Origin of the sequence: Haloimpatiens massiliensis (genome assembly GCF_900184255.1) — a bacterium.
GTDB classification, from domain to species: Bacteria; Bacillota; Clostridia; order Clostridiales; family Clostridiaceae; genus Haloimpatiens; species Haloimpatiens massiliensis.
In genome coordinates this window covers 1,175,884-1,199,849 of record NZ_LT854640.1, presented here as the reverse complement: position 1 = coordinate 1,199,849, position 23,966 = coordinate 1,175,884, and the positions used below count along the sequence as shown (strand labels likewise).

18 protein-coding genes and 1 pseudogene are annotated in these 23,966 nt (G+C 28.7%); 18 read left to right on the top strand and 1 reads right to left on the bottom strand.

Annotated features, from left to right (window positions below):
- The first annotated feature begins 145 nt into the window (after nucleotides 1–145).
- The 13 genes from C1715_RS13910 to C1715_RS13850 all read left to right on the top strand — a co-directional run bounded on the left by C1715_RS13910 (nucleotide 146) and on the right by C1715_RS13850 (nucleotide 13,165).
- A complete protein-coding gene (locus C1715_RS13910) occupies nucleotides 146–1,129 on the top strand; it encodes a phosphodiester glycosidase family protein (protein ID WP_242971960.1) in 984 nt (327 codons plus the stop codon).
- A gap of 37 nt (nucleotides 1,130–1,166) precedes the next feature.
- A complete protein-coding gene (locus C1715_RS13905) occupies nucleotides 1,167–2,207 on the top strand; it encodes a hypothetical protein (RefSeq protein WP_102401072.1) in 1,041 nt (346 codons plus the stop codon).
- Between the two features lie 56 nt (nucleotides 2,208–2,263).
- Complete coding sequence (locus tag C1715_RS13900) at nucleotides 2,264–2,935, top strand: site-2 protease family protein (RefSeq protein ID WP_102401071.1); 672 nt, start codon at nucleotides 2,264–2,266, stop codon at nucleotides 2,933–2,935.
- Between the two features lie 211 nt (nucleotides 2,936–3,146).
- A complete protein-coding gene (gene trmB / locus C1715_RS13895; RefSeq protein ID WP_102401070.1) occupies nucleotides 3,147–3,782 on the top strand; it encodes a tRNA (guanosine(46)-N7)-methyltransferase TrmB in 636 nt (211 codons plus the stop codon).
- Nucleotides 3,783–3,978: 196 nt separating this feature from the next.
- Nucleotides 3,979–5,052: a nicotinate-nucleotide--dimethylbenzimidazole phosphoribosyltransferase gene (gene cobT / locus C1715_RS13890; protein WP_102401069.1), complete on the top strand. Its 1,074-nt coding sequence runs from the start codon at nucleotides 3,979–3,981 to the stop codon at nucleotides 5,050–5,052.
- Nucleotides 5,053–5,254: 202 nt separating this feature from the next.
- Complete coding sequence (gene cobC, locus C1715_RS13885; protein WP_102401068.1) at nucleotides 5,255–5,854, top strand: alpha-ribazole phosphatase; 600 nt, start codon at nucleotides 5,255–5,257, stop codon at nucleotides 5,852–5,854.
- A gap of 151 nt (nucleotides 5,855–6,005) precedes the next feature.
- Complete coding sequence (cobU, locus tag C1715_RS13880; protein WP_102401067.1) at nucleotides 6,006–6,554, top strand: bifunctional adenosylcobinamide kinase/adenosylcobinamide-phosphate guanylyltransferase; 549 nt, start codon at nucleotides 6,006–6,008, stop codon at nucleotides 6,552–6,554.
- Nucleotides 6,555–6,807: 253 nt separating this feature from the next.
- The gene (cobS, locus tag C1715_RS13875; protein ID WP_102401066.1) at nucleotides 6,808–7,563 is read left to right on the top strand and encodes an adenosylcobinamide-GDP ribazoletransferase; all 756 of its coding nucleotides are present in this window, start codon (nucleotides 6,808–6,810) and stop codon (nucleotides 7,561–7,563) included.
- Between the two features lie 362 nt (nucleotides 7,564–7,925).
- A complete protein-coding gene (gene cobO, locus C1715_RS13870; protein ID WP_102401065.1) occupies nucleotides 7,926–8,441 on the top strand; it encodes a cob(I)yrinic acid a,c-diamide adenosyltransferase in 516 nt (171 codons plus the stop codon).
- Between the two features lie 23 nt (nucleotides 8,442–8,464).
- Nucleotides 8,465–9,205, top strand: a complete 741-nt coding sequence (gene ymfI / locus C1715_RS13865) for an elongation factor P 5-aminopentanone reductase (RefSeq protein WP_102401064.1) — start codon at nucleotides 8,465–8,467, stop codon at nucleotides 9,203–9,205.
- Nucleotides 9,206–9,407: 202 nt separating this feature from the next.
- On the top strand, nucleotides 9,408–10,286 hold the full coding sequence (locus C1715_RS13860; RefSeq protein ID WP_102401063.1) for a sigma-70 family RNA polymerase sigma factor: 879 nt from the start codon (nucleotides 9,408–9,410) through the stop codon (nucleotides 10,284–10,286).
- A gap of 221 nt (nucleotides 10,287–10,507) precedes the next feature.
- The gene (locus C1715_RS13855) at nucleotides 10,508–10,720 is read left to right on the top strand and encodes a hypothetical protein (protein ID WP_102401062.1); all 213 of its coding nucleotides are present in this window, start codon (nucleotides 10,508–10,510) and stop codon (nucleotides 10,718–10,720) included.
- A gap of 108 nt (nucleotides 10,721–10,828) precedes the next feature.
- Nucleotides 10,829–13,165 carry an ATP-dependent DNA helicase gene (locus tag C1715_RS13850; RefSeq protein WP_102401061.1) on the top strand — a complete coding sequence of 779 codons (2,337 nt, stop codon included), beginning with the start codon at nucleotides 10,829–10,831 and terminating at the stop codon, nucleotides 13,163–13,165.
- 54 nt (nucleotides 13,166–13,219) lie between these two features.
- Here the strand turns inward: C1715_RS13850 and C1715_RS13845 are convergent, their stop codons facing one another.
- Nucleotides 13,220–13,687 (bottom strand): GyrI-like domain-containing protein, encoded by a 468-nt coding sequence (locus C1715_RS13845; RefSeq protein ID WP_102401060.1) that lies wholly within the window; start codon nucleotides 13,685–13,687, stop codon nucleotides 13,220–13,222.
- A 355-nt stretch (nucleotides 13,688–14,042) separates the two neighbouring features.
- Between C1715_RS13845 and brnQ the strand changes: the two genes are divergently transcribed.
- From brnQ to addA, 5 genes and pseudogenes are all read left to right on the top strand, one after another.
- Complete coding sequence (gene brnQ, locus C1715_RS13840; RefSeq protein ID WP_102401059.1) at nucleotides 14,043–15,338, top strand: branched-chain amino acid transport system II carrier protein; 1,296 nt, start codon at nucleotides 14,043–14,045, stop codon at nucleotides 15,336–15,338.
- A 19-nt stretch (nucleotides 15,339–15,357) separates the two neighbouring features.
- Nucleotides 15,358–15,621, top strand: a complete 264-nt coding sequence (locus C1715_RS13835; RefSeq protein WP_102401058.1) for a hypothetical protein — start codon at nucleotides 15,358–15,360, stop codon at nucleotides 15,619–15,621.
- Nucleotides 15,622–16,305: 684 nt separating this feature from the next.
- Nucleotides 16,306–16,440: pseudogene (locus tag C1715_RS13830) on the top strand (MerR family DNA-binding transcriptional regulator); the annotation flags it as partial.
- Between the two features lie 265 nt (nucleotides 16,441–16,705).
- Entirely contained in the window at nucleotides 16,706–20,170 is a 3,465-nt protein-coding gene (gene addB / locus C1715_RS13825) for a helicase-exonuclease AddAB subunit AddB (RefSeq protein ID WP_102401057.1), read from the top strand.
- The gene (addA, locus tag C1715_RS13820; RefSeq protein ID WP_102401056.1) at nucleotides 20,170–23,961 is read left to right on the top strand and encodes a helicase-exonuclease AddAB subunit AddA; all 3,792 of its coding nucleotides are present in this window, start codon (nucleotides 20,170–20,172) and stop codon (nucleotides 23,959–23,961) included. Before addB ends, addA begins: the two co-directional genes overlap by 1 nt.
- Nucleotides 23,962–23,966: the final 5 nt, after the last annotated feature.

The following is a 23,966-nucleotide window of genomic DNA, read 5'->3' as shown; positions in this document are numbered from 1 at the left end:
TTATTTACTGGGGAATAATAATGTACACTTAAAAAGTTTTAAATTTTTTTTATATTATTTACATGTATGTATAATATGTTGTAATGAACATGTACTTGTGATATATTTTACTTTATACTTGTGTAGTTTAGGAAAGGTGATAAATTTGAAAAAAAATAAGTGGGTCACTAAAATTCTAGTTTTCTTAGTTTTTCAAGTGGTATTTATATTTATAACAATTCCGTTTTTTGTATTTTATGGTCCATTTGAAAATATTAAAAAGAATATGGTAGGAGCTTCAATGACCACCTTAAGTCATCAATACATAGCAAAAAAATTTTTGACACAGGAGCATATAAACCAAATTTTAAGTGAAAATAAATTTAATATAAAAAAACAAAAAAATTTAGAACAAATAGAAAATAGTATAATAGATAGAATTAAAAAAATAGATATAGAAAAATATTCTGTTAGCAGTAAAAGGTTTAAGGGATATATGTTAATTATAGATGATCCTAGCAAAGTAAAAGTAGGATATAGTGGTAAAATTGGATTAGAGGGAGAACCTACAAGTAAAATAGCAGAAAAAAATGAGGCTGTGGCTGCTATAAATGGTGGTGCTTTTTCCTATAATAAACAGAAAGAATCATGGGTTAGTGCAGGAGAAAAACCTATGGGAATTTTAATGTCTAATGGAAAAAATATCTGTCAAAGTGTAAAAAGAGATTCTCAAATGTATGTTACGGCTTTTACAGAAAATGATGTATTATTAGTGGGAAGCTATAGTTTAAAGGAGTTAGAGAGTTTAAAAGTAAGAGATGCTATATCTTTTGGTCCTCCAATAGTTATTGATGGAAAGGGAACTGTAGTTAGAGGAGATGGTGGATGGGGTATTGCTCCAAGGACAGCTATAGGTCAGAGAAAAGATGGGAGTGTAATTTTATTAGTTGTAGATGGAAGACAAGCGGGTAGTTATGGGGCTAGTTTAAAGGATTTACAGGATATAATGATTCAGTGTGGTGCTTATAATGCTACTAATTTAGATGGAGGTTCTTCTTCTACTATGTACTACAAAGGGGATATAATAAATAATCCTTCAGGTCTCTTAGGTGAAAGGACGGTTCCTTCTATTGTATATGTAGAAAAATAATATTATATAAGGGCTAATAAATGGAAAGGTGAATTTTATGAAAAAATTTAAAAAAATTTTATTATGGATTATAATAGGTGTATTTATAGAAACATCTTTCCTTTGGTATTTAGATAAATATATTTTAGATAATAACATTAATGTTAAAATAACAAAATTAGAGCATGAAGAAAAAGAAGAAGGTTACAATACTAAAGCTAATATACCTTTGGAGGCAAAAGATATAAATATATCCCCAGAAGGCAGCTATATTAGTTATTTAATAGGTGAAAAGCTTAATATAGTACATGTAGAAAAAGGTGTGACTGAAAGTTTACCAGTAAGTGAAAAAAGTACAATATTGGATTATGCATGGGTTGAAAATAGAACTAGAATATTAATATTAGAACAGCAAAAAGAGAAAAATTCTAATAGAATTAATATATCCTATTATGATGTGAAGAAACATGTTAAACAAGAAATAGCACATTTGTTTTGGACAAACGAACAGATGGTTACTGGAAATATAGCTGTATCTTCAGTGATAGAAATGGTATATGTAAATATTGTAGAAAAAGGAAAATCTAGAGTATATAGTGTGGATTTAATGAAAAATGTAAAAGAATTAGATTTAGGAAAAATTAATATAGGAAATATGCTGGTAACTAAAGACAATACACTTTTATATGAAAATCTAGAAAATTCGGTATTAATGCAATATAATAAAGGTGAAATTAGAAACGTATGTAAATTAACAGATGGTAGACTATGGACTTTGGATGATAAAGAAAATATTTATGTCTATGCTATAAAAAATTCAAAGGTCAGTCAAATATTATATATTGATAATAAAGATAATTTAAATAATATGAAGAATCTAAATTTAAAAAAAATAAATTTAGATAAGGAATATGATTTAAGTAGTATTTATGTAAAAGACAATGGGGAGGTTTATGTAAAAGAGGCCAATGCAGAGGTAGTTAGAGAATATAATTCTAATAAGGCATTTAAATATAAGGGAGAGTTCATAGGATTTTATAAACATGGTTTTCTTTACAAAGATAACATTGGAAATATTAAAAAAGAAGAAATAAAATAGTTATTAACTTTAATATTTTATAACTATAAATTTTTATATTTTAGGGGGAGAGAAATTTGTTCAGTAGAGAATATATATTGAGTAAAATATTAATTATTCCAGCTATATTAATAGCATTTACTGTGCATGAATATGCTCATGCTAAGATGGCGGATAAACTAGGAGATAAGACACCTAGATTCCAAGGAAGACTTACATTAAATCCTATTAATCACATAGACCCAATAGGATTTATCATGATATTGATTTTGGGATTTGGATGGGCAAGACCTGTGGAAACTAATTCTAGAGCCTTTAAAAATTATTATAAAGATGATTTAAAGGTGTCCATAGCAGGTCCTATTTCAAATTTAGTTACAGCATTAGTTTTTGCTTTGATTTATGGCATTATAGCCAATCATATTTTTGTTGGAGATTTTGGAGAAAAAGTTAATACTGTAATGTTCCTTATACTTTACATATTGCGAGGAGTAGTAGAAATTAATGTACTTTTATTTTTATTTAATTTATTACCTATACCAGGACTAGATGGATTTCATGTTTTGAAAGATGTGTTTCCTAAGTTCTTTTATAAATTTTCAGATATAATTTATGGTTATCAAATGGTGATACTTGTTTTATTTATAGTTCCATTGCCAGGAATAAGAACTTCTATAGTTTCTTTAATACTAGGCTTTCCTTATAGAGCTATAGTTAGTTTTTTCTTTAAAATAGCAAGTTTTATTTAGTAGACATGATGTATAAATTGTTCATACAACAGATATAATATCTGCAGATGGATTTCCAATGCCAGTAAATAGGTTCAGAAGTATCAACATACTTTTAGTAGAAGCAATGGATGATTAACTCTTTGCTTCTTATTTTTTGATTTTTTATTGTTTTATATAACTTTTCTATGTTAAAATTATAGACGTATGTTATGTATATAGGAGGAAGAACATGAGACTAAGGAAAAAATGGTGGGCAAGACCTGAATTAGAGAAAAGTGAAATATTCATTTCAGATGCTAAAGAATTAAAAGGAAAGTGGCATGAGAAATTTAAAAGTAATAATGATATATATTTAGAATTAGGATGTGGAAGAGGTGGGTTTGTATCTAAAGCTGCTTTAAAATATCCAGATAAAAATTTTGTAGCAGTAGATCTTAAAGATGAAGTTTTAATATATGTGCTTAGAAGACTTCAAGAAGAAGAGATTGAAAATGTAAGAATAACAGCCATGAATATAATGGGTATATCTGAGGTATTTAAAAAGGGAGAAATTAAAAGAATATTTATAAACTTTTGTAACCCGTGGCCAAAGGAAAGACATAAAAAGAGAAGACTTACTCATACAAAATTTTTAGAACACTATAAACAATTTATAGAAAAAGGATGTCAAATATGGTTTAAAACTGATGATGATGAATTGTTTGAAGAATCTTTAGAGTATTTTAAAGAAAGTGGATTTAGTTTTAAATATTTAACTAGAGATTTGCATAATGAAAACTTTAATGACAATATAATTACTGAGTATGAATCTAAATTTATAGAGCAAGGAATAAAAATAAAGTTCTTAATAGCTGAGTTAAATTAAATAAATATTATATATGCAAGGCTGTACTTGAAAAGGTAAGGCCTTGCAGCTTTTTTATTATGGTATTTTATCTTTTAATATAAGACTAAAATTTACGAACTGTTTACTGAAATAAAAGAAATATGTTAGTATTATTATGTAATTATAATATATAAACTTAAAAACTAGAAAGATACATAAGGATGGGGGAGTAAAAATGCCATTATTGGAAAGTACGATAAAGGGAATTGAGCCATTGGATGAAGCGGCTGTAAAAAAAGCATGGAGTAGAATAGACAATTTAACTAAACCAATTGGTAGTCTAGGAAGACTAGAGGAAATAGCTGCTCAAATGGCAGGTATAACGGGAAATGTTTTTCCTAAGATAAAAAATAAAAATATAATAATAATGTGCTCAGATAATGGAGTTGTAGAGGAGAATGTAAGCAATAATTCTCAGAAGATAACAAGTATAGTCACAAATAATTTTACTAGAGATATAACTGGAGTTTACGTTCTTTCTAAGTTCACTAACACGAACATGACTGTAGTGGATATAGGGGTAAATTGTGATTTCCATAATAGTTTAATAATAGATAAAAAAATTTCCTATGGTACAAAAAATATGTCTAGAGAACCTGCAATGACAAGAGAACAAGCTATAAGAGCCATAGAAATAGGTATAGAAATGGTAGATAAACTAGTAGAAGAAGGAGTAAATTTATTTGGTACAGGAGAAATGGGAGTAGGAAATACCACTACTAGTGCAGCGGTTTTGAGTGTACTTTGCGATTTAGACCCTGAAATTACTGCAGGAAAGGGATCTGGTATAACAGATAAACAGTTAATGTGTAAAAGAGAGGCTATTAGAAAAGCTATAGAAGTAAATAAGCCAGATAAAAATGATGTTATAGATGTATTGTCTAAAGTTGGCGGATATGACATTGCAGGACTTTGTGGTTGCTTTTTAGCAGCAGCTAAAAATAGAGTAGCTATTGTTATAGACGGATTTATAGCATCTGCAGCAGCTTTATGTGCTTGCAGGTTAAACCCTTTGTGCAAAAATTACATATTTTCCTCCCATTTATCAGCTGAACCTGCTGCTATATATATGTTAAAAGAAATAGGAGTACAGCCGTTACTTAATTTAAAAATGAGATTAGGGGAAGGGTCTGGATGCCCTTTAGCTTTTAATATAATAGAAGCTGCAATTTATACTATGGAAAACATGGGAACCTTTGAAGATGCAGCACTAGATGTTAATGAATATATAGATATAAGAGAAAAATAAACATAAGGTAAGAAGTAAAAGTGAAAAGGTAAGAACTAATAGGTAAAAAGTAAAAACTATTGAAAAAATTCAGCAAAGTTGAATTTTCACTACAACTATTACTTCTTAGCTATTATAACTGCGAAAGTTGAATTAGTAAATTTTAAACCTTGGTATAAGATTATAGTTGAAGATTAAAAAAGAGATGAGGTTTTATAAAGAAATGAATATATACTTAGTAAGGCATGGGGAAACTTTTCAAAATGCAAGGGGAACTTATTATGGCAGTATGAATGTAGGGTTAAATAAAAAAGGAGTTGCTCAAATAGAAGCTTTATCGAAATTTTTTAAGGACATAAACATAGATAAGGTTTATATAAGTGATACTAAAAGAGCATATGAGACAGCTAAAATTATATTAAGAGAAAAGCCAAAGTCATTATATAAGGATGAAAGATTAAAGGAAACCAGTTTTGGAGACTTTGAAGGGAAAACTTTTGAAGAGCTTTCTAAGGAGTATCCAAAGGAATGTGAAATGTGGTTAAAGGATTGGAAAAATTTTAGACCACCTGGTGGAGAAACCTACATGGAAATGTATGAAAGGGTTTCTAATTTTATGGATGAATTAAAACAAATGAAGTACGACAATGTTCTCATTGTAACTCATTCAGGAGTTATCAAGGCGATTTTATGTTATGTAATGGAGGAAAATATAGATTTGTTTTGGAAGTTTGCTTGTGCAAATGGAGATAGGGTTTTGATTAAATATGAATATGGAAATCTTTATTTAGATTCTATAATACACCCTTTATTAGTTGACTAGTTTGCTAGTGAAATAAAAGAAGTGCAATTTAAAATTGAGTACAAAATATTTTTAAAATTTTTATAAAAAAAGTTCGGTGGGTACATTAGTGATTATGAGAAAAATAATTTAGTACTAGAATTATAGCATATAGAAAGGGGAGGCTTTTAAAGTGAGCAAAGTGGTTTTAGTTACTGGTGGAAGTAGAAGTGGCAAAAGTAGTTTTGCAGAGAATTTGTTAAAGGAGACAGATGATGTGCTTTATATAGCTACGGCTATAGTTACAGATGGAGAGATGAAAGACAGAATCAAAAAACATAGGGAGAGTAGAAATTCAAAATGGGAAACCTATGAGGGATTTAAGGATTTAGACATGATTGTAGAAAAATGTAACCATAAAAATATAATGTTAGATTGTGTTACTGTTATGATAACTAATTTAATGTTTGAGGAAAGTAAAGACTTTGATGGTATGTCCATGGAAGAAGTAGATGAATTACTAATATATATAAAAGATCAATTCGGAAAGTTTATAGATAAAGCGCAAGAAAAGGGTATAAATTTAGTTATGGTAACTAACGAAGTGGGAAGCGGTTTGGTGCCGGAGTATAAGTTGAGTAGAATTTTTAGAGATATTGCAGGGTTTACCAATCAATTTATAGCTAAAAAAAGTCACGAGGTTTATTTTACGGCCTGTGGACTGCCACTAAAACTAAAATAATTAATAATAAATATTATGATTAAACCACAAAAAAGGTACAATGCGGTGGAATTATGAAATTCTCCTCCATGACTTGCATAAAAGCTCGGAACAATAAATTTAAATAGTTCCTTTGCTTCTTATGCAAGTCATTCCAGAGAAATTTCATAATTCAAGTAATGTAATGCTTTTTGTGAGATAATCATATTATACTTGCGAAATAAAAGTTTATTAAAAGATGATTTTACAATTTAAATAATTGGAGATGAGTATAGTGAAGGAATTCTTTAATAATTTTCTACTTTTTGTACAGTTCTTAACAAGAATACCTATAAATAAAAATTTACCTTGCGAAATGGATAATTTTAAAAAGGGATTAATATTTTTTCCTATAATTGGACTTATAATTGGTGGGGTTCAATGGATAGTAATATATTCTTTTAGTAGAATTTTACCTGTAAATATAGTGGCAGTTTTTGCAATCATAGCATCACTTCTTATAACAGGAGCTCTCCATGTAGATGGATGGGGAGATGTTTTTGATGGTTTTTTTTCCTTTAAAGGAGGAAAAGAAAAAATAATAGAGGTAATGAAGGACAGTAGAATTGGAACTTATTCATGTATAGCTATAATTTGCAATTTTATTTTAAAGTATGTAGGAATATCAAATTTAATCACTGGGGGCTTTAGTTTATGGATTATAGCAGTTCCTGTAATGGCAAAGTGTTGCGTAGTATTTATATGTTATATAGGGAATACTGCAAAAAAAACTGGTTCGGGAAATGTATTTATAGGAAATGTGGAGCTCATAGGAGTAATAGTATCCTCTTTAATAGGAATGATTATAATACTACCTATAGTAGGGGCAGGAAACTTTTTGATAATTGCTATAGTAGATATATTGTTAACTTTATTAATAAATATATTTTCTAAACATTATATAGGTGGTCATACTGGAGATACTTTAGGATTTACTAGTGAAGCTATAGAGATAGTTACTTTAATAGTTATGTCTGCTATTATTTTTTAAAGGATAAATTAATAATTCAATTTTTGCAGTTATAAAATAAAAATTTAAAATGAAGAATAAAGTTCTTTTAGAAATTAATTATAATTTGAAATTTGCAGATAAGTGACAGGTAATAGCTAAGAAGTAAGAGTTAAGGATAAAACTCAAAGAGTTTTTTATAATTAATTTGTGAATAAGTAAGAACAGACAGTAATAGCTGTGTTGAAAATTCAGCCTTGTTGAATTTTTTCAAGAGCTCTTACTTCTTACCTTTTACTTCTTATCTACCTAAATTCTAAATTAAGAATGTTTATTCATCTAATGTACAATTTATGTGTGAAAGTATAGTTAATAAACTATAGTTATTAAGGGGAGTGTTTTAAATGAAAAAATCATATGTTCATGTATATACAGGAAATGGTAAGGGCAAAACTACAGCAGCTATAGGACTTGCAGTTAGAGCAGCTATGGCAGGAAAAAATGTTTATATAGGACAGTTTATAAAAGGAATGAAATATAATGAGTGTAAGGTAGTAGAATACATACCAAATATAACTATAGAACAGCTAGGCAGAGATTGCTTTATAAATAGAGATCCAGAGGAAGAAGATATATTAGCTGCAAAAAAAGCTTGGGAAAAATGTAAGCATATCCTTAATTCAAAGGAATATTCACTGGTTATATTAGATGAAATAACTATAGCATTTTACTATAAATTAATAGATTTAAATGATGTAGTAAATGCAATAAAAAATAGAAATGAGCAAATTGAAGTGGTGATAACAGGGAGATATGCTCCAAAAGAAATTATAGAAATGGCAGATTTGGTTACAGAAATGAAGGAAATAAAACATTACTATACACAAGGAGTGCTGTCTAGGGATGGTATAGATAAATGATTTAGAAAAGGGGAGATGATAAAGTGAGTTTAGGTGGTAAGATAGCATTGGTTACAGGAGCCTCTAGAGGCATAGGTAGAAGTATTGCTATAGAACTCGGTAAAAGAGGAGCAAATGTTATAGTGAATTATAAGGAAGATCAAAAAGGAGCAGAAGAAACAGTAGAATTGATTAATGAAAATGGAGGAAGAGGTTTTTTATATAAGGGGGATGTAAGTAATCATTCTTTTTGCAAAAGTATGATTGAAGATATAATAAAGAGATTTTCTAAATTGGATATATTAGTTAATAATGCAGGTATATCAAAAGTAGGTTTATTCATGGATCTAAAAGAGGAAGAGTTTGATGAAATAATGAATGTAAACTTTAAGGGAGTATTTAACTGTTGTCATGCAGTAGTGGAGCATATGATAAATAGAAAAAAAGGCACTATTGTTAATATTTCATCCATATGGGGCAATGTAGGAGCTTCTTGCGAAGTTATATATTCAGCATCTAAGGGGGCTGTGAACTCTTTTACAAAGGCTTTAGCTAAGGAATTAGCACCATCAGGCATTAGAGTTAATGCTGTATCACCGGGAGTTATAGATACCCAAATGAATAAATGTTTTTCCACAGAGGAAAAAGAAGCTCTGATTGAAGAAATACCTATGATGAGAATGGGTCAAGGAGAAGATATAGGGGAAGTAGTGGGATTTTTATGTGATGATTCTTCAAGATATGTAACTGGGCAAATAATAACAGTAGATGGCGGTTTTTTATAATATAGAAATTCATAATTCCATTGATTATGAATTCCCAGTTAAAGTATTAACATAATTATAAATGAATTTTTCATAGTATGGTTGTAAATATCAATGCTATATTAGTTATTAAAATATTTTAAAAAATGTAATTTATAAAGGGATTTTCTAATATAATATAGAACATTAATAATATATTGCATTGATTGGTTGGTGATTTTAAATGTATTGTGGTATTCATGATATAAACAAATTGCACCAGGAAACTGACAGTAAAAATACATTCTATGAAAACAATAAGGAACTTATATACCTTTATAAAGTTAAGGGAGATATGAAGTCTAAAGAAAAACTGATACTGAACAATATAAATTTAGTAAGAAAGGTAGCTTTTAAGAAATCAAAAATATCATCTTTTACCTATGAGGATCTGATTCAAGAGGGAATAATAGGGCTTATAAAGGGCATAGAAAAATTTGATATTAATAAAGGTACGGAGTTTTCTACTTATGTTTATTATTGGATAAATCAACATATAGATAGAGCTATATATGATAAAGGTTTTTTAGTAAGGTTGCCCGTTCACGTAATTGAAAAGATAAATAAAATAAATGGAATAGAAAAAAATCAATTATGTAGATACGGATGTATAAAAAAAGAGCTTATATGTAAGCAATTGAATATTTCCTTAGAGGAATATGAGGAGATGAAAGAACTTCAGAATAGAATAAAGAGAATAGCCTCATTAAATCAAAGTGCTAACTCTGAAGATGGAATTGATGAAGGGGAGCTTTTGGATATAATTCCATCATACTATAGTTTAAATAGTTATATATATGATGATTTTGATGTGGAAGATACAGTTTATAGAAATTTATTAAGGAAAGATATAGAAAAAGTACTTCAAACTTTATCCCCAAGAGAAGAAAAAATTATTAGGGACAGATTTGGACTATATGAAAGGGAGCCTAAAACTTTAGAGGAAATAGGAAAATACTATAAAATAACTAGAGAAAGAATAAGACAAATAGAGGCTAAGACTATAAGAAAATTAAGGCATCCTACTAGAGCAAGAATATTAAAAGATTACATCATATCATAAAACAAATAATTGTGATTAAAATTTATAATATATAATTGTATGATGATATTTGAAATTAAATACAAAATTCCCATAGGAGTTTTTACTAGAATAGATTTAAGGAATTTCCACATTCATTTTACATTAAAAAATACTCTATATTTAAATATAGTAATGTAAGTTATGAAGTTTAATTTAATTTTATAAAATATATTTAATCAATTTGCATTAAGGGGGTATATATGGGGGTATTACTTGGTATAATTTTAACTTTAATAGTATTGGTACTTGTGGCAGTTGTATTGGGAGCTATAGTTTTACCAATAGCTGCAGTGGTATTTGTAATTGGTATAGTTTTAGCTATAATTTCTGCAGTGTTTAAATTGGTATTTGGAGTACCTTTTTTGGTAGCTATTCTTATAATAGCAGTAGTGTATTATTTCATTAAAAAATAAAATTTTGTATTTTAATTAAATAAAGAAAGGGTATAAAATGCGGGTTTAAGGAATACTTACCGCTTTTTATATTTTATTTACCTTTTTAAAAATTGGAGGAATTACCACATGGATAGTAGCCATATAATAAAAGTTTCAGTGAGGGATTTAGTAGAATTTTTATATAGAAGAGGAGATTTGATATCTAGTTTTAAAGGAGCATCTAGAAATGTAGATGCAATAAAAATTCACCAAAAAATTCAAAAGAAAGGTGGAGAAAATTATAACAAGGAATTTTACCTATGTCATACTTCAGATATAGATGATATAAAAATAGAGATAAGTGGAAGAGCTGATGGGGTAATAATTTTAGAAAATGAAGTTGTAATTGATGAAATAAAAACCACCACAAGACCTTTAGAAGAAATATATGAGGATTTTAATTTAGCTCATTGGGCACAGGCTAAATGCTATGGATTTATATATGCAGATGAAAATTCTTTAACTAGTATAAAGGTTCAACTTACCTATTATTCTTTCGTAAATGAAGATATAAAAACATTTATAAAAGAGTTTTCTTTTGAGGAATTAAAAGACTTTTTTTATGGAATGTTAAATAGATATTTAAAATATGCAAAGATGAGGCAAAACTGGAGATGTGTTAGAGATAATTCTATAAAAGATTTAAAATTTCCCTTTAATAATTATAGAAAAGGTCAGAGAGAGTTTGCTATAGGAGTATATAAAACCATAAAGAAAGGTAAAAAATTATTTGCAGAAGCACCAACGGGTACAGGAAAAACTTTAGCTACTTTATTTCCAAGTATAAAAGGAATGGGAGAGGGAATATGTTCTAAAATATTTTACTTGACAGCTAAAAATATGGGGAAAATAGCTGCAGAAAATACTATGAATTATATGCTAGAAAATGGTCTTAAATTAAAATCTGTTTCATTAACTTCTAAAGAAAAGATATGTTTTAAAGATAAAAATTGCGATCCGGATATATGTCCTTATGCAAAAGGGCATTATGACAGGGTTACTGATGCCATAGAAGAAATTTTTCAAAAAGAAAATTTAATAGATGATGAAAAAATTAAAATGTATGCTGAGAAATATGAAGTATGTCCTTTTGAATTCTCTCTTGATTTATGTAATTGGGCTGATTGTATAATTTGTGACTATAATTATGTATTTGATCCTAGAGTCTATTTAAGAAGATTTTTTGATTCTTACAATGATTATGTAATTTTAGTAGATGAAGCACACAATTTAGTAGATAGAAGTAGAGAGATGTATTCGGCTGAATTAAGCAAAAAAACTATGATGGATTTAAAAAAGATTGTAAAAGAAAAAATACCAGATTTATATAAAAATTTAAGTAAAATAAATTCCTTTTTTCTTAAAAATAAAAAGGAGGTGGAGGAAGAGTATTATATAAGTAAAAATTTACCGGAAGATATTTATTCTTTATCTAGAAAGTTTTTAAGCATATGTGATAAATGGTTGAGTAAGGAAGAAGAGTGGGAGTTTAAAGATGAGCTTTTAGAGGTATATTTTAATGTTTATAGATTTTGTAAGGTTTGTGAATGGTATGGAGAGCAGTATGTAAGTTATTTTAAGAAAGAAAAAAATGATATTGTATTGAAGTTATTTTGTTTAGATCCATCTAAATTTATAGAAGCCTTTGGGAAAGTAGTTAAATCCACTATATTCTTTTCTGCTACTTTAGCTCCGATAGATTATTATATGAACGTGCTTAATGGTAGTGGTGAAAGTTATAAATTAAGGCTTAAATCACCATTCCCAGAGAATAATTTATGCTTAGTGGTAGACAATAGAATTTCAACTAAATATTCTCAAAGAAAGTATACATATGACCAAGTGGTACAGGATATATATAATGTAATTAAATCTAAAAAGGGAAATTATTTAGTGTTTGTACCTTCCTATGAATATATGGAAGTACTATACCAAAAATTTATTGACTTAAATTTAGAAATTCAATGTGTAAAACAGGAATATAGTATGGAAGAAGAGGAAAAAGAAAATTTTTTAAAAATGTTTGATGAAGGAAAGAACGATACTTTAGTAGGATTTGTTGTAATGGGTGGAATGTTTGGAGAAGGAATAGATTTGACAGGAGATAAGCTAATAGGAGCGGTGGTAGTAGGAGTTGGTATGCCTCAAATTTGTGTAGAAAGGGATTTAATAAGAGATTATTATAATGAAAAGAATTCCAAAGGATTTCAATACTCATATATATATCCTGGAATGAATAAAGTTATGCAAGCAGCGGGAAGAGTAATAAGAAGGGAAAGTGATAAAGGCGTGGTACTTCTTATAGATACTAGATTTGGCACATCTACTTATAGAAGCTTGTTTCCTAAGCATTGGCGTACTATTTTTAAAAAGGATGAAAGGGGCATTATAAAAATATTAGAAGAATTTTGGGATGATAAATAATTAAAATTACGGCATTTTCTTTTATATAAAAGAAAGTGCCGTAATTTTAATTATTTACTTAATAGGTATGTATATGTTAATAACACATTCCTCAAGATTATCTCTACAATAGGTGTTATCATATTCTTCTATATCGGGTAATATTGAGTGCTCGTAAGGTGAGTTGGGAAGCCATATTCCATATATATATTCGTAAGTTTGACCGAGACTATTTAAAGATCCCTTATGAGTAAACAAGGCATATTTAGAATAAGGTATTATTTTACATACCATATTTTCTGGAACTTTCTCAGAATTGGCAACCTTTACAGAAGATATATAGTAAAATTTAGAACTACCAGGGAACAATTCACATATTCCGTAGCTTTTATTTACAGTTATTCTATTTTTAATTTCTTTAATTCTTGGATAAAAATCTTGCCAAAGTTTATTTATCTCATTATGTTGATTTTTACCAAAATATTTAGTGCCTATTATTTTAAAGGTATCTATTTCTACTATGTTAGGTTCAGGTAATTCCATAAAATTCCCTCCAAATATATGAAATTGTATAATATATGAGTTTAATCGTATTACATCATAAATTATACACTAATAAACATAAAAATAGTAGTTGAGTTTTGAAATAATTACGTATGTATTATTTAACTTTAACATTTTTTCCAAATATATTTTGCAAAAAAATGAAAGAAATAACTTGAACTGATTCATATATTTTGATATAACTATATATATAAGTTGTTGAGATGTGATAATATACAGAGTTAAAATGTGAAAATTTAAACAGAGAATATACAGAAAATTTTAAAAATAGATAAAAAATTAATAAGTTAATTCTTTATCTAGAACGTGTAGTATTTTTGGGGGTGTATTTATTGTGAGCAAAAAGAATAAGGATGCGTTGGTGGTAGGATTAGCGTTATTTGCTATGTTTTTTGGGGCGGGTAATTTAATATTTCCACCAGAATTAGGAATGCAATCTGGTTCAAAATGGATGTTATCTACAGTAGGGTTTTTCTTAACAGGGATAGGAATGCCACTTTTAGGAATTATGGCCGTATCTAGAGCTGGAGGAAGTATTGATAAGTTGTGTAGCAAAGTGAGTCCTACATTTAGTAAAATATTGGGAACTATAATAGTTCTTTGCATTGGACCTTTTTTAGCTATTCCAAGAACTGGTGCCACTACTTTTGAGATGGGTATAAAGCAAATTTTCCCAGGATTAAATTCCATTATATTTTCTATAATTTATTTTTCAATAACTTTGTTTTTTGTATTGAAACCATCAGAGATAGTAGATAAGATTGGTAAAATATTAACACCAATTTTATTAGGAGTCTTAGCACTCATAATATTTAAAGGCATAAGTTCACCTATAGCAAAGCCAGGGGTACCTTTTATAAAAAGTGCTTTTTCTACTGGGTTTGTAGGTGGATATCAAACTATGGATGCTATGGGATCTATACTTATGGCTGGGATAGTTTTAAAAAGTCTTGTGGATAAAGGATACAAAGAACCAAAAGTTCAAATGAAATTAGCTTTTAAATCATCTCTAATAGCTGCTTTAGGTTTGGCTTTTGTCTATGGAGGACTATTATATCTTGGTGCTACAGCAAATACAGTTTTTCCACAGAATATAACTAAAACTCAGTTAGTAATGAATATTGCTGCAAGTACATTAGGTGGATTTGGTTCAATAGCACTAGCTATATGTGTTACATTGGCATGTTTAACTACATCAATAGCTTTAACAGCTACTACAGGCAACTATTTTAATGAACTTACTAAAGGAAAGGTAAGCTATGAAAAAATAGTCATAATTACTACTGTAATAAGTGCTATTTTAGCTAATGTTGGAGTAGAAAAAATAGTTAGATTATCTATGCCTGTGCTTGTGGCGGTTTATCCAATAACTATAGTTTTAATAGTCATGAATATGTTTGATAACTTAATACAAAATAAAGGGGCATATATAGGAGCTGTTTATGGAGCCCTATTTGTAAGTTTATTTGATGCAATGTCTGCGTTGGGATTTAATACATCTTTTATAGGGAAATTTATGAATATAATTCCCCTATCGGAGCAAGGATTTGCGTGGATAGTTCCATCAATAATAGGAGCAATATTATTTAGCTTAATGAAACAAAAGGAAAAGGGGTTAATAGAAGAATAATAAAAGTGGGGAATAAAATATGTATACTTGGGATTGTTTAGCTCCTAGATTTATAGTATTTAAATATATGATAAAATGGTACATTGATAGATTTGGAATATTGTGTTATATGGCTATATTTGTTGGAGTTATTTTAATAGCACTTTTAAGAGCTATTATATTAGATATAAAAATGAGGGAGTATGACAGAGTCATAATGATAATTATTTTTACATTTATATTAATTGGAGGACTAATAGGTGTGGGGTTAGATATGTACAATGGAAGTGTTTCTATACCGTAAAGCTCTAACACTAAAATTTAAGTACTAATAATTAATTATTGTTTAGAAAGTTATTATTTAGTGGCTAGTCTAGACATTGGGGATTAAGGATTGATAAAAAGTAGTTACAATTATATAGAGTGAAATTTTCTTATTAATTCAACTTTCGCACATAAAGTTCAAGCTCTACATTAGATTAATAAGGGTTTAAAATTTAGAATGTAAAATGGGAATTTGTAGAGTAGGTAAGAGGTAAAAAGTAAGAAGTAAGAGTGAAAAAGTAAGAAGTAATAGGTAAAAGGTAAGAGTTTCTTTAAAAAATTCAGCAAAGCTGAATTTCCACCACAACTATTACTTCTTACCTATTAATTACAAATTAATTACAAATTAATTATAAAAAACTCCTTGAGTTTTATCCTTAACTCTTACTTCTTAGCTCTTACCTCTTACCTATTACTTACCTGTAAATTTCAAATTTTATATTTTTATTTTATAACTGGGAAAGTTGAATTATTAATAAATTTTGAAATAAAAGAAGTCTCCTGTGGTAAAATATTACCATAGTAGACTTCTTTTTTACTAGGAAAGAAATTTAATACTATGTAATGATATGATTTTATGTAGGAGATATCTTTAGTTATTTAAAATATAGATAAAAGTAATTAAATATAGTAAAATGCACTTATGAAAAGGAAGTGAGTACATTTGAAGAATAATAACTATAAACCAAATGAATTTGCAGAATTAATTAATGTATCAGTTAGAACATTACAAAGATGGGATAACGAAGGAATATTAAAAGCATTTATAATACCAACAAATAGGAGATATTATACTTATGAGTAATACAAAGAAAATATAAGAAAAAGATAAAGGAAGATGAAGAACAAGCACTTATATGTGTACCCAAGGCTATTTGGGGAATTAACGACTGTGGAGTGCTATATAAACTGTAGTAGCTTAGGCAAGGCAGAGTACGTTGAAGCAGTAAGAATCTCAATATGGATACATTGGACCATGTTTTGAGTAGCAGAGATTTGATATAATATTCTTAAGTAAAATAGCAAGGGTAATGTAGAATATATAAAATATGGATGGTGAAAATATGAGTTTAAGATTTATTTACGGTAGAAGCGGCAGTGGAAAGAGCTACTTTTGCACAGAAAGTATAAAAAATTCCTTATCTAAAGGAGTTAATAATAAAATCATATTATTAGTGCCAGAACAATTTTCTTTTCAAGCAGAAAAGAATTTAATACAAAAAGTAGGTGCTACGGGACTTTTAAATGTAGAAGTCTTGAGTTTTAAAAGGCTTGCTCATAGAGTGTTTAGTGAAGTAGGCGGACTAATTCATAAAAACATGGATGATTCCGGTAAATGTATGCTTATATATAAAATTATGATGGATACAAAAGATGAGTTAAAGGTTTTTAATACTGCCGCAAAGCAGCAGGGATTTGCTACAGTAATTGCAGATTTAATAACAGAGTTTAAAAATTATAATGTAACGCCACAAGCGCTTATAGAAACTTCAAACTCTATAGAGGAAGATCAGTTTTTAGCTAAAAAAATACGAGATATAGGAATCATATATGATAAATTTGTAAAAGTAATAAATAAAGGATATATTGATCCAGAGGATTATCTAACAATACTTTATAATAAAATAGATTATTATGAACCTATTAAAAACAGTGAAATATGGATAGATGAATTTAATTATTTTACTCCACAACAGTATAAAATAATAGAAAAATTTTTAAAGTTAGCTAAGAGGGTAAACATAACTTTATGCATGAACACCAGTAAAAATAAGGGAATGGATGGAGGAATATTTAACTTAACAGAAAAAACAGAAAAAAAACTTATAGACATAGCTATGAATAATAATATATCTTTAGATAAACCAGTAGAACTTTGGAAAAAACCGTATCCAAGATTTAAGGATAGTAAAGAAATTTCATACTTAGAGAGCAATTTTTTTAACTATAACTGCACACCTTATAAAGGACATACAAAGGATATAAAGATATTAAAAAGTGCTAACCTATATAGTGAAGTTGAAAATGTGGCTAAGGATATAATTAAGCTTTGTAGAGATAAGGGATTTAGATTTAAGGATATAGCAGTGGTAAGCAGAGACTTAGCTATATATGAAAATACCGTTAAGGCTATTTTTTCAGAATATGAAATACCTAATTTTATTGATAGAAAGAAGGATATTGATGATAACCCTTTAATAATATTAATAAAAGCGTCTATAGAGATATTTACAAAAAATTGGTCTTATCAATCTATATTTAGATATTTAAAAACGGGATTATTAGATATAGATGAAGAGGATATCTTCTTACTAGAAAATTATGTTTTAGCCTGTGGAATAAAAGGAAAAAATAAGTGGACAGGAGACAAGAAGTGGGAGAATTTTATAAGTTATAATTTCGAAAAAGAAATAGAAGATGAAGAAAAAGAAAAGATGTTACAAAGGATAAATGAAATAAGATATAAAGTAGCAGAGCCGCTTTTAGAACTTTGGAAAAACATTCATGGAAGGCATAAAGCAGTTCACATATGTACTTCAGCTTTTAATTTTTTATGTAGTATAGGAGTTCCAGAAAAGATAGAAAGCTGGGTAGATAAATTTAAAGAAGATGGAAATCAACAGTTAAGTAGGGAGTACAGTAGTATATGGAACTTAGTAATGGAGCTTTTAGATGAAGTTGTAGAGGTGGTTGGTGAAGAAGAAGTAACTTTAGAAGAATTTATTGATATTATAACCATAGGATTTAGCCATAATAAAATGGGACTCATACCTCCAGCGCTAGATCAAGTTTTAGTAAGTAGTATTGATAGAATAAAAAGCCATAACATAAAAGCTTTATATATAATAGGTGTAAATGATGGAATCTTTCCAAAGGGCAATTGGGAGGAAGGTGTATTTACAGATTTAGATAGAATTACATTAAGGAACTCAGGTATAGAACTAGCTAGTGATACCAAAACAAAAGCTTTAGAAGAACAATTTTTAATATATTCCTCTTTAACCATAGCTTCAGATTATTTGAGAATAAGTTATCCTATTGCAGATCATGAGGGCAAGGCGTTGAGACCATCAATGATAATATCTAGATTAAAAAGAGTTTATTCAAGAATAGAAGAACAGTGGGAAGAAATGGATGAAGCAAAAGTAGCATTAGAAAATATATATAGAAAAGTTCCTACTTTTAATAAATTAATAACCCTTATGAGAAGAGATAACAGTCTGAGTACTGTTGACCCAGTTTGGAAACAAGTACATCTTTGGTATAAAAATAATAGACAATGGAGAGAAACTTATAAAAGAGTTATTTCGGGATTTGAATATGATAACCAAATGAAAAAACTAAACAGTGATAGTGTACAAAAATTATATGGTAAAAATATTAGGCTTTCAGTTTCTAGATTGGAGAGATATGTAGAATGTCCGTTTGCATATTACATTCAATATGGATTAAAGGCAAAGGAAAGAAAGATATTTAAACTTAGTTCTCCAGACATAGGAACTTTTATGCATAAGGTAATAGATGATTTCTCGGAAACAGTGAGAAAAAATCAATTACATTGGGGAGATTTATCTAAAGAATGGTGTGAGAAAAATATAGATATATCTATAGATAAAATTATAAATGATACTTCAGGGTCCATATTGAATAGCTCAGCTAGATATAGATATCTTATGGAGAGACTTAAAAAGGTTTTACTAAGAGCAATATGGCTTATAGTTACCCATATGAAACAAAGTGGATTTCAGCCATTAGGATATGAAATGATATTTGGAGAAGATGGAGATTTTCCACCTATAGAAATATCACTTTCTAATGGAGAAAAGGTTAATTTAATTGGAAGGATAGATAGAGTTGATAAATTAGTGGGAGAGGAAGGAGTATTTTATAGAATTATAGACTATAAATCAGGTAATAAGGATTTTAAACTTTCAGATGTTTATTATGGACTTCAAATACAGCTTATAACTTATTTAGATGCTATAATAAAAGCTGGCAATGGGGAAAATGGGATTCCATCACTGCCTGCGGGAGTTTTATATTTTAAATTACAAGACCCTATTATAAAAGGAAATAAGAATTTAACAGAAGAAGAAATAGAAAAGGCTATTATGAAAGAGCTTAAAATGAAAGGGTTAATATTGAAGGATACTGAAATAGTGAAGGAAATGGATAGGGATATAGAAGGAATTTCTCTTATAATACCTGCAGAAATTAAAAAGGATGGAAATTTAAGTAGTAGGTCTTCTACAGCAACTAAGGAACAGTTTGAAGAACTTAGAGAACATGTAAGAAATAATTTAGTGAAGAGTTGTGAGCAAATGTTAGATGGGGATATAGGCATAAAGCCTTATAGGAAAAAGGAAAGCGTACCATGTAAATATTGTATATTTTCATCCATATGTCAATTTGATGATTCTATAGAAAGTAACAAATATAATTCAATAAAAGAATTAAAAGATCATGAAGTATGGGAAAAATTAGATGAAGAATTAGGCGGCAAAGATTCTGGAGAGGGTGATAATTAATGGCAGGAGTAAAGTGGACAAAAGAGCAGCAGGAAGCTATTTATACGAGAAACTGCAATCTTTTAGTTGCGGCTGCTGCAGGTTCTGGTAAAACGGCAGTATTAGTTCAAAGAATAATAAATATAATCACGGATTTAAATAATCCTGTGGACATAGATAAACTTTTAGTAGTAACTTTCACCAATGCTGCTGCATCAGAAATGAGAGAGAGAATAGCAGCAGCTATTATAGATAAATTAGAGGAAGAACCTAATTCTGCAAAACTGCAAAGACAGTTAACTCTTTTACCTAAGGCAAGTATAACAACCCTTCATTCTTTTTGTTTAGATATAATAAGAAATAATTTTCATATTATTGGTTTGAATCCAGATTTTAAAATAAGTGATGCCACAGAAAATATTCTTTTAAAACAAGAAACATTGGAAGAATTGTTTGAAAAAAAATATGAAAGTGAAGAAAATGAAGAATTTTTAAATCTTGTACAAATTTATTGTAGTAATCGAGACGATAGAAACCTACAGGATATGGTATTAGATTTGTATAATTTCTCCACATCATTTCCTTGGCAAGAAAAATGGTTAAAAGAAGCGTCAGAAAAGTTTAATGTAGATAATATAAATTTACAAACTGTAGAGGGCATTAAAACTTATTTAAAATATATATCAGAGGAAATAAAAGCATTTAAGCAAAAACTATATGCTTGTATAGAAATAATAGAAGGGGAAGAAACTCTAGAGCCTTATAAAGGGAATATTAATGATGATTTAGACATAGTAAATAATTTAATAAAAGTCTCCGAAACATCTTGGGATAGATTTGTGGAGGAAATAAAAAAAATAGATTTCAAGAGCTTAAAAAGATGCAAAAAAGGTGTAGATAAGGATAAACAGGAGATTGTTAAGAAGTTAAGAGAAGAAGTTAAAAAAGGCATTAATTCCATTAAAGATGAAGTATCGCCTTTTAGCTATGAAGATATAAAAGAAGATTTTAAATGCTTATATCCTGTGATATATAGTCTTTGCACACTGGTTATGGAGTTTTCAGAGGAATTTTCTAAAAAGAAAAGAGAAAGAGGGCTTATAGACTTCAATGACTTTGAACATATGTGTCTTAAGATATTAACTAAAACTGAAGGAGAAAAAGTAGTACCTTCTGAAATAGCAATGGAACTTAGAAATTCTTATGGAGAAATATTGGTAGATGAATATCAAGATACAAATACTATACAGGAAGCTATAATAAATATTGTAGGTAGAAAAGAAGAGCCTAATATTTTTATGGTAGGGGATATAAAGCAAAGTATTTATAGATTTAGACAGGCAAAGCCAGAAATATTTTTAGGTAAATACAACAGCTACTCACAAGAAGAAGGAAGTTTATATAGAAAGGTACTTTTATATAAGAACTTTAGAAGTAGAAAAGAAGTTATAGAAGGAATAAACTTTATATTTAAGCAAATAATGAGTGAGAGTGTTGGAGAGTTAGAATATGATGACGAAGAAAAGTTAAATTTAGGAGCAGATTATAAAGAAGAAGAGAGTGATTTTAAAGTAGGTGGTCCAGTAGAATTACACTTAATAGAAAACAAAGATAATGATGTTTCTATAGAAAATGGACTGGAAGAAAGCATAGAGGAGGATAATCCTTCAAACATACAAATAGAAGCTAGAATGGTTGCAAATAGAATTAATGAACTTATAAATAATAAAGATGAAAAATTTATGGTTTTTAATAAGGATAGTGGTCAATATAAAGAGGTAACCTATAGGGACGTAGTGGTGCTACTTAGAAGTACACAAAAGTGGGCTCCAGTATTTATGGAAGAGTTTAAAGAAAAAGGAATACCTGTGTATGCAGATACTGGGACGGGATATTTTCAAACAATAGAGATAAAAACCATGATGAGTTTGCTTCAAGTAATAGATAATCCAATACAGGATATACCTATGTTAGCTTTAATGAATTCTCCTATAGGCGGCTTTACTCAAGAGGAATTAATAGAAATAAAGATAAATAGTAAAGAAGACAGTTATTATGAAAAAATGATGGATATAGTTAAACAACAAATTGAATCAAGTGAGAAGTCACATACTTCAGCTACTGAAAATATTCTATCTGACATGTATAAACACAAAAGTAACAAGTCTAAGGATAAAATAATAGAAGTAGGGGGGGAACTATCAAATAAAATAGAAGGATTTTTAACCAATATGAAAATGTGGAGAGAAAGATCTATACACATGCCTTTAGATGAATTTATTTGGTTTTTATATAAAAGTACAGGATACTACGGATACGTAGGGGCTATGCCTGGTGGAGAACAAAGGCAAGCAAACTTAAAGATGTTGTTTCAACGAGCTAAGCAGTATCAAAATACTAGCTATAAAGGTTTATTTAATTTTATAAACTTTATAAATAGACTAAAAGAAAGCAGTGGCGATATGGGCAGTGCTAAAATCATAGGGGAAAATGAAAATGTAGTCAGAATAATGAGTATACACAAAAGTAAGGGATTGGAGTTCCCTGTGGTTATTGTAGCTGGTATGGGCAAAAAGTTTAATATGATGGATATTAATAAAAGATTACTAATTCATCAAGAATTGGGATTTGGACCGGATTGTATAGATTTAGAAAAAAGGATAATATATCCTTCTTTAATGAAAGGAATAATAAGAAAAAAGATAAAATTAGAAAGTCTTTCAGAAGAGATGAGAGTTTTATATGTAGCACTCACTAGGGCTAAAGAAAAACTTATAATAACGGGCATGGTGAAAGATGTGGAAAAATCTATAAATAAATGGAATTTCAGCATAGATAAGGAAAGTATAAAGTTATCTGCATACCATAGAGCTAATGCTGACAATTATTTAGATTGGATAGTTCCATGTGTAATGCGGCATGAACAGGGAAAACAGCTTTTAATAAAGGGAGATATAAAAAATATAAAAATTTTAAAAGATGCATCTAAATGGAGAGTAAAATTGTGGTCACGTACGGAATTGTTAAATCCAGAGCAAATGTCCATGGAAGATATGTTTAAAACAGAAGAGGTAAATAATCAGAATATAGATATGGAAGATAATATTTATAAAGAAGTAGATAAGAAACTAAACTATAAATATGCCTATGAAGAGTCTCAAGAAATGCCAACAGTGGTAACTGTTACTGAACTTAAGAGAAAGTTTCAGGAAGTTTTGGAAGAAGAGTATGACTCTGGTGCATATATTCCTAAATTAGTAAAAAAACCCTTATTTTTATTAGAAAAGAAAGGATTAACGCCAGCGGAAAAAGGTACTGCTATGCATGCAGTTATGCAGAGGATTTCCTTTGATAGAGTGGAAAAATATCAGGATATAGAAGAACAAATAAATACTATGATTGAAAAAGAATTTATTACAGAGGAAGAAGGAAGAGCTGTAGATATAAATAAAATAATAGAATTTTTCAAATCCTTCATAGGTAAAAGAATGTTAAAGGCTGAAAAGGTGTATAGGGAAGTGCCATTTCATATGGATATAAAAAGTACTGAAATTTACAAAGAATTACCTAGGGATTTGTATGAGGGAGAAAAAATAATGCTTCAGGGTATAATTGACTGTTACTTTGAAGAGAATGGAAATATAATACTCCTTGACTATAAGACAGATTATGTAGAGAATGTAGAAGATATAAAAGAAAGATATAAGGTGCAAATAGAATATTATGCTAAAGCTCTCCAAAGCGTAACAGGCAGAAGAGTGAGTGAAAAATATTTGTATTTGTTTTATAATAATAGCATAGTTACAATATAATATAG